7 protein-coding genes are annotated in these 7,292 nt (G+C 73.7%); 6 read left to right on the top strand and 1 reads right to left on the bottom strand.

Translation table 11 applies throughout. The features are described from left to right. Positions 1–135 precede the first annotated feature (135 nt). Entirely contained in the window at positions 136–1,116 is a 981-nt protein-coding gene (locus tag ACFWAR_RS10940; protein WP_385775362.1) for a LuxR C-terminal-related transcriptional regulator, read from the bottom strand. Positions 1,117–1,385: 269 nt separating this feature from the next. Here ACFWAR_RS10940 and ACFWAR_RS10935 point away from each other — a divergent pair, with 269 nt between their 5' ends. The 6 genes from ACFWAR_RS10935 to mpaC all read left to right on the top strand — a co-directional run bounded on the left by ACFWAR_RS10935 (position 1,386) and on the right by mpaC (position 7,160). Beyond that, on the top strand, positions 1,386–1,568 hold the full coding sequence (locus tag ACFWAR_RS10935) for a hypothetical protein (RefSeq protein WP_385775360.1): 183 nt from the start codon (positions 1,386–1,388) through the stop codon (positions 1,566–1,568). 76 nt (positions 1,569–1,644) lie between these two features. Beyond that, positions 1,645–2,604, top strand: coding sequence for an LLM class flavin-dependent oxidoreductase (locus tag ACFWAR_RS10930; protein WP_385775358.1), 960 nt, complete (start codon positions 1,645–1,647; stop codon positions 2,602–2,604). A 167-nt stretch (positions 2,605–2,771) separates the two neighbouring features. After that, positions 2,772–3,833: a daptide biosynthesis RiPP recognition protein gene (gene mpaB / locus ACFWAR_RS10925; protein ID WP_385775356.1), complete on the top strand. Its 1,062-nt coding sequence runs from the start codon at positions 2,772–2,774 to the stop codon at positions 3,831–3,833. Between the two features lie 5 nt (positions 3,834–3,838). Then, complete coding sequence (gene mpaM, locus ACFWAR_RS10920) at positions 3,839–4,687, top strand: daptide-type RiPP biosynthesis methyltransferase (RefSeq protein WP_385775354.1); 849 nt, start codon at positions 3,839–3,841, stop codon at positions 4,685–4,687. Beyond that, positions 4,684–5,982 carry a daptide-type RiPP biosynthesis aminotransferase gene (gene mpaD, locus ACFWAR_RS10915; RefSeq protein WP_385775352.1) on the top strand — a complete coding sequence of 433 codons (1,299 nt, stop codon included), beginning with the start codon at positions 4,684–4,686 and terminating at the stop codon, positions 5,980–5,982. The genes mpaM and mpaD overlap by 4 nt, the downstream gene beginning before the upstream one ends. Continuing rightward, complete coding sequence (gene mpaC / locus ACFWAR_RS10910) at positions 5,979–7,160, top strand: daptide-type RiPP biosynthesis dehydogenase (RefSeq protein WP_385775350.1); 1,182 nt, start codon at positions 5,979–5,981, stop codon at positions 7,158–7,160. The genes mpaD and mpaC overlap by 4 nt, the downstream gene beginning before the upstream one ends. Positions 7,161–7,292: the final 132 nt, after the last annotated feature.

The raw sequence follows: 7,292 nt of genomic DNA, 5'->3' as shown, positions 1-7,292 counted from the left end.
GGTACCGCGCCTCGCGGCGTTGTCGGAACGCCCGATTACGTCCAGTAGGCGGGCGATCCTCCGCCTTGCGATGCACGGCACCAGACGCCGCGAGCAGCGCCCTTCGGGCGCCCGGCGCTACTTTCGAAACACGCCCTAGATCCAGCCGTGGTCGCGGGCCAGCAGCGCCGCCTGGAAGCGGTTCGTCGCCCCCAGGCGCTGCATCAGGTCCGCCACGTACTTGCGGTACGTACGGACCGAGACGCCCACCTCGCGCGCCCCGCTCTCGTCCTTCTCCGCCTCGTACATGGTGGCCAGCACCTTCCGCTCGATCTCGCTCAGCCCGCCCCCCGGCCCCTGTCGGGCCGCGACGGCGTCGGCCAGCGGCACGGAGTCCGACCACATCCGCTCGAAGAGCGAGACCAGGTTGGCGACCAGCCCCGACTCCCGGATCACCAGGGCGCCCAGGCGCGGGTTCTGCGGGTCGATCGGGGTCAGCGCGGCCGCCCGGTCGAAGACCAGCATCCGCTCCAGCGGCTTGTCCGAGATCCGGATGTCCGCCCCCATCGCCGAGATCTCCTGGAGGTAGGCCAGCGTCGGCGCGTCCTCCACGGCCACCGGCCGCATGATCGTGCGCATCCGGATGCCCCGCCGCAGGATCCGGGCGTCCAGCGGCCGGGACGCGGCGATGCTGGCCGGGCTCAGCGCCCCGTGCGGTTGGGTGGTCAGCCCCTCCTCACGGGTGAAGAACGTCAGCTCGTCGATCACCGCCCGGACGTTGGGCGTCCCCTCGACCCGCTCGATCGCGGGCCGCTCCGACGCCTCGCGCGGGGCCGGTCGTACCGCGTCCCGCTCCGCCAGCAGCGACTCCACGACCCGCTGCTCGGCGGCCACCCGCCGCAGCTCCTCCTGACGTTCCCGCAGCCGCAGGTCGATCAGCCGCTGCACGGCGATCGCGGGCGGCGCCGGCCGGACGTTGCCGTTGTCGGCAAGGGAGGTCAGCTCCATCGACTCCAGGCGCCCCAGCCATCGCTCCACCTCGGGCGCCGCAACGCCGAGGTGGTCGGCGAGGACCGCGGGCGTTCCTTCCGTGAGGCGGAGCAGGCATCTGTACAGGTCTTCGTCCTCTGGTGACATCCCCAGATGCGTGAGGCTTCCGGCGCGCAATGGTTCCCCCTTGTGGTGCTGTTCCCGTGCGGTCAACACGGTGGCCTGATCATAGGAACGCGGACACCGGCCTGACCATGGGTAACGGAATGATTCGCACCGCTCTGCCCCCCGGACTTTCGTGCAGCTTGCTGCACCGGCGGGCGCAGGAAGCTGCGTCGCGAACCCCGCCACCGAGGGCCTTCCACTCGGCAGTCTTCTCCTTGTCGGAACAACGGCGATCCACACAGGGGGAAATGATGAAGAAGACCACGCGCACCGGACGCACCCGCACCACCTCGATCATCGCGGGATTCGCGGTGGCGGCCGGAATCGCCCTCTCGGGGCCCTTCATCCACCCGCCCACGCACGACGGGTCCACCGCCGCCGTCGCCGCGGTCAAGCCGCCGGTCGACCGGCAGGAAACCTTCGACTGGATCTGATCCGACGGGTGACACCCCACCCGACGACACCCCACCCGACGGCACCCCGCAGACGAGGAAGGACGAGGGGCGACAGATGACCGCCTATTCGGTACTCATACCGTTCCTGCCGCGCAGGCCGGAACAGATCCTCCCCTACGCCGGCCTCGTCCAATGGACCCACGCCCAGCGGCTCTGGCAGGGACAGTCCCTGATGGTCGAACCCCACCACGGGTTCGTCCACGCCGCCGGAGCGGGCTTCCGGGTCCCGACGGGGCTGGGCGTGACGCTCATGCCGCTGCGCCACCCCTACGAGGCCGCGGTCCAGGCCCGCTCGCTGGCCCTGGCCACCGGGCAGCCGGTGATCGCGGGCTTCGGACCCGGGGCCCCCTCCCTCCAGCAGGCCCTGCTCGGGGCCCCGTACCGCAGGCCACTGACCGCGGCCCGCGAGTACCTGACGGCCGTGCGCGGCCTGCTGGCGGGGGAGGTGGTGCAGATGGCGGGCGAGTACGTGACCTGCGAGGCGCAGCTCGCGCCCTTCCCCTCCGCTCCGGTGGAGCTCGGACTCGGCGTGCTGCGGCCCGCCATGGCCCGGCTCGCCGGAGAGGTCGCCGACGTGGCGATCACCTGGCTGACCCCGGCCGCCTACCTGCGGGACACCGTGCTGCCGGCGCTGCGCGAAGGCGCGGCGAAGGCCGGCCGCCCGGCGCCGCGGCTGACGGCGATCGTGCCGCTGGCGCTCGCCCGGACCGACCGGGCACCGGGTGAGATCGCGCTGGCCAGCAACTCCGCGCACCTGGGACTGCCGCACTACGTCGACATGCTGCGCAAGTCCGGGATCGGCATCACCGGCACGGACCCGGCGCTGGACGCGCGGGCCCTGGTCGAGGGGCGCGGATTCCTCAGCGGCGACACCGGGGAGATCCTCGCGCAGCTGAAGGAGTACGAGGACGCGGGCGTGGACGAGGTCGTCCTCAACGTCACCGGCGTGGCCAACCTCTACGGCCCGCAGGCGGCGACCCAGGAACTCAAGACGCTCCTCACCGCCCTGGCCTGACCCGCCCGGCACCACCCACCACACGACCGGTTCCACGGCTGCGTGCCGCCCGGCTCCGTGCTGCCCGGCTCCGGCCGGTGCCCATCCGTGGCGCACACCGCGCCACCCCATCGCTTCGTATCACTCGTATCGCTCGGTAGTGCTTCGCATTCCTTGAAGGGGGAGTCATGGCGGGAATCAAACGGCATCTGATGCTCTGGGGTACCGGAAAGCCGGGTGCGGAGCATTCCGCGACGGGCGCCTCGACGGTCGTCCTGGAAAATCCGGACCACCTCTCCACGCTGCTCGGCTCGGATCTCGTCGGCCCGGACTCCGTGGTGTTCGTACCCGGTCACACCGAGGGCACGGACGCGCCGGACGGACCCGTCGTGACCGGTTACGAGGGCTCGCTCAGCGAGCCCGGCGCCGAATGCTCCCTCGGCACCGACTTCTACCTCCAGATCCAGAACTACGGGATCAGCGCCTACATGTCGGTGGTCGGCCCGACGCTGATCCGCGTCGCCGACGACATGGACCTCGACGCCTACCTCGCCGACGCCGACGAGGCCCGGCGGTCGGGGGTCTTCCCCGACTTCCTGACCAACCCGGTCATCCAGCTCGCCGACCTGCCCGCGCTCGGCGCCGGTACGGCCGGTGACGGCCCGCGCCGCAGGCTGTACGTCGACCAGGGCGGCGCCCTGTCCACGGCCCCGGGCGGCGCCCGGCTGGGTGTCCTCGGCGAGGACCGGCTGGACCGCGTGGAGGCCCGCTGGCTGCTGCCGGACGGCTCCGGAGCGCCGGAACAGGTCGCCGAGCGGCCCTGGTTGGGGCGCTACCTCGCGGCGATCGGCGCGGTCCGCGACCTGCGGGCCCGCGGAGTGGTCGACGTACGGGTCTCCGGATTCGGCGGGCGCCTCGGCGCCGCCGCGACCGCCGCCGCGGCGGCGACCGGCCCGGCCGACACCGCCGACGCGCTGCTGCCGCTGCTGCTGTGGTCGGGCGAGCACGCCTTCGTCCACGACCCGGCGAGCGGGCGCACCTTCGGCCTCGACCCGGCCGCCGCCGCCCTCGCCGAGGTGCTGCTGGTGTCCGGTTCGGTGGCGGCGGGCTCCGCCCACGCCGACCGCACCGGCCTGGAGCGGGTCGCCGCGTACTTCGCGGACGCCGGGATCGTTCTGAGCACGGCCGCCGGCGACCCGGCGGAGCTCCGCGACGAACGCGTCGGCGAACTCGTGACGGCGGGGCGCTGACAGCCATGACGACGACCATGACGCGGGAGGGGCACCGCCTCCCCACCCCCGCCGACGTCCCCGGACGCGCCGGCGAACTGCTGGCCTCCCTCGGCGGACGGGCCGTGCTCTGCGACCTGTACGACGCCGTGGGCGCCTCCGTCTACCACGACCTCGCCGGCACAGGCACCCACGAAGTGCGCGAACTGCTCACGCTGGTCCGCCGCATCCCGGGCCCCGTGCTCGACCTGGCGGCCGGCTCCGGCCGCCTGACGCTGCCCCTGCTGGCCCTGGGCCGCGAGGTCACCGCGCTGGAACTCTCCTCCTACATGCTGGAGTTGCTCGACCAGCGGCTCGCCGCGGCGCCCCCCGCACTGCGCGAGCGGTGCCTGCCCGTCCGGGCCGACATGAGCGACTTCGCGCTCGGCCGCCGCTTCGGCGCGATCGTGCTGGGCACCACCACCATCTCCCTGCTCGGCCCCGAAGGCCGCGTCGGGCTGTACCGGGCGGTGCGCGAACACCTGGAGCCCGGCGGCCGGTTCCTGCTCTCGACGGTCGACATGACCACCACCGGGACCGACCCGACCGAGGCCGCCGAGGTCGACATGGAGATCGTGACCGACAGCGGCCGCGCCTACCGGCTCTTCGAGCACTGGACGCCGAACTCCGGCAGCCGCACCGTCACGCTCTTCCCCGCCGTGATCCCCGACACCGGTCCCGTGGAGGTCTGCACGACCACCATCGGCGTCCTGCCCGTCGCGCTGCTGGAGGTCGAACTGGCCGCCGCCGGCTTCACGATCAGCTCCCGCCACCCGCTGCCCGCCGTCGGCGAGCGCCACCACGACGTACTCCTGGAGACGGAGGTGACCCCGTGAACGAGACCGCGCCCCCCGGCCACCACCCGCTGTGGCCGTCCCTGACCGCACCGCACGACCAGGGCCGCGACGACCTCTGCGCGGTGTCCGCGCACGGGGTACGGGTCCGCTTCGCCGACGGCCGCGAACTGCTCGACGGCTCCAGCGGCCTGTGGAACACCAACATCGGCTACGGCAACGAGGAGATCGCCGCCGCGGCGGCGGCCGCACTGCGCGAAGCCTCCTACCTCTCGGTCTTCCGCTACGAGAACACCTACGCCCGCCGGGCCGCCGAGGCCCTGGTCGAGGCGGCCGGCCCCGAACACTACGCACGGGTGCTGTTCTCCACCTCCGGCGGCGCCGCCAACGACCTCGTCATGAAGGTCGCCCGGCAGTACCACGCACTGCGCGAACAGCCGCAGCGCAAGGTGGTCGTCGGCCTGCGCGGCAGCTACCACGGCCTGACCTACGGCAGCTTCGCGCTCACCGGCGACGACCTCGGCCAGCAGCTCTACGGGGTCGACCAGCGCCTCGTGCGGCACGTCACCCCCAACGACCCGGCCGAACTGGCCGCGCTCATGGCCCGCCAGGGCGGCCAGATCGCCGCCGTCGTCGTCGAGCCGGTGCTCGGCAGCGGCGCCGTGCCCCTCACCGAGGAATACCTCGCCGAGCTGCTGCGGCTGCGCCGGGAACACGGTTTCCTGCTGGTCGCCGACGAGGTCGCCACCGGCTTCGGCCGCACCGGCAGCCTCTTCGCCTCCCAGCAGTGGGCCGAACAGCCCGACCTGCTGGTCTCCTCCAAGGGACTCACCAACGGCACCAGCGCGGCGGCCGTCGTGATCGCCTCCCGCCAGGTGGCGGCGGCCTTCACGGACGCCGGCGCCGTCCTCACCCACGGCGAGACCCAGGCCGGCACCCCGGTCACCTGCGCCACCATCACCGCGACCCTGAACGAGATGCGCCGCCTCGACGCGGTCGCCCTCGGCCGCAGGCTCTCGGCCCGGCTCGACACCGAACTGGGCGCGCTCGTCGACGGCCACCCCCGGGTGGCCACCACCACCGGGCTCGGCCTCTTCCGCTCCGTCCGGCTGTGCGACCCGGACGGGACCCCCTTCCCGCAGGACCAGGTGCACGCCCTGGTCCGGGCGATCCGCGAGGCCGGCGCCATCGTGCACCCCGGGGTGAACGGCGTACAGCTCTTCCCCGCCCTCACCTACACCGACGCCGACCTCACCGAACTGCTGGCCCGCGTCGTCGCCGGACTGGAGATCCACCTGGCACGGACGGCCGCCCCGGCGGTCGGGTCCCGGGCGTGAGCGCGGGCTGGCACGCCCCGGCGCAGCAGCTCATCGGCTGCGACAGCCTGGGCGCGTGGTTCACCGGCCGCCCCGAGCGGCGGATCACGGTCCTCGTGGACGAGGCGGTCGCCTCCGCCCCGGTCACGGCCACGGTCCGCGCCCTGCTCGCGGGGGAGCGGTACCGCACCCGGGTGCTGGAACTGTCCGGCCCCGGCGACCTGGAATCGGTGGTCGACCTCGCCGACCGGCTGGCGGACGCCGAGCTGGTGGTCGGGATCGGCGGCGGCTCCCTGCTCGACCAGGCCAAGCTGGCCGCCCTGCTGCGGACCAACCCCGACGCGTACGCCCGCCTCACGGTGCCGCAGCGCAGCGGACTGCTGGTCCTCGGCCCGCACACCGCGCACGGGCTCCCGCTGGTCGCCGTACCCACCACGGTCGGCACCGGCACCGAATCGAGCGGGGTCGCCTGCCTCGGCTACCCCGGCCAGGGCAAGCGGCTCGTGATGGGGACCGCGCTGCGGCCCCGGGCCGCCGTCCTGGACCCGGCCGCCACCGCCACCCTCGACGACGAACTCATCGCCGAGGGGGTCCTCGAAGCGCTCTTCCGCGCGGTCAGCCCGTACGTCGGCGACCACGGGGACCTGCCGACCGAGGACGCGCTGGTGGAGACCATCGCCGAACGGCTGGTGCGCCTCGGCCACGAGGTGCGCGACGCGCGCCGCGCCGGCCGCCCCACCGACGACCGGCTGCGGCTGGAGATCGCCAAGCTCAGCGCGCTCAGCCACGCCGAATGGGCCCACCTGGGACGCGACTTGTACGCGGTCAAGGGCTGGCTCATCGCCAACGAGCTGTCCTCCGCGCTCGGCGTGCGCAAGATGACCGCGGTCGCGGCGATCCTGCCGCACCTGTGGCGGGCCATCTCCGCGGGCGAGTCCCGGCTCGGCTCGGCGGTCCGACTGGAGCGCCTGTGGTCCCGGCTGCGGGCGACCGATCCGGACGCCCTGCCCGCCGACCCGGCGGCGGGCATCGAAGCCCTCGTCGACTCCTGGGGCATCGACCGCGGCATCACCGCGGGCCCCGACCGGCTCGCCGCCATCGCGGGCCGCACCGTCCGCGCCTGGGGCGCCGGTCTGCCGATGCTCGGCGGCCTGCGCACCGGCGAGGTGTACGGCCTGCTGGCCGAGGCCGCGGCCTGAACCACCGCCCGGCCCCACGGCCCGGCCCCACGACTTCCGCACCCGCGAGCACTGCCGCGAGGCGCGGTCGAAAGAGCACGAACCGCACCACCCACCGAACGACCCACACGGAACCAGGAGCTTTCCCATGCC

It is taken from the genome of Streptomyces sp. NPDC059917, assembly GCF_042730635.1.
Classification (GTDB): domain Bacteria; phylum Actinomycetota; class Actinomycetes; order Streptomycetales; family Streptomycetaceae; genus Streptomyces.
The sequence above is the reverse complement of the archived record's forward strand: the minus strand, read 5'-3'. Positions and strand labels throughout refer to the sequence as shown.